Origin of the sequence: Bacillus sp. SIMBA_008 (genome assembly GCF_046535495.1) — a bacterium.
Classification (GTDB): Bacteria; Bacillota; Bacilli; order Bacillales; family Bacillaceae; genus Bacillus; species Bacillus subtilis.
This window is the reverse complement of sequence record NZ_JAWRWL010001354.1, coordinates 1-232: the sequence shown is the minus strand read 5'-3', so window position 1 is coordinate 232 and position 232 is coordinate 1. Positions and strand designations below refer to the sequence as shown.

Below are 232 nucleotides of genomic sequence, written 5' to 3'. Positions count from 1 at the left end.
AGTGAAAGAAATGCCCGCATCCATTGCTCAGGGGATGGATGCGATCTTGAAAACTCATAAATTCTCTTCACGAGCCATTGCAAATCTAAGTCGTGACGGTCAGACGTGTAACGGTCAACCAGTTCAAAGAATGATGGCTTTCCAGCCTTATATTCATCCTCAAACAGTTCATCTAACACTTCATCTCCTAATAGTTCTCCTTCTGTTTGATCGGCCAAACGAAAGCCTGGAT

At 43.5% G+C, this 232-nt stretch carries 1 protein-coding gene; it reads right to left on the bottom strand.

What is annotated here, in order from left to right; all coding sequences use genetic code 11:
* On the bottom strand, window positions 1-232 hold a 232-nt coding region (locus SB658_RS27865; RefSeq protein ID WP_410603829.1), incomplete at both ends, for a hypothetical protein.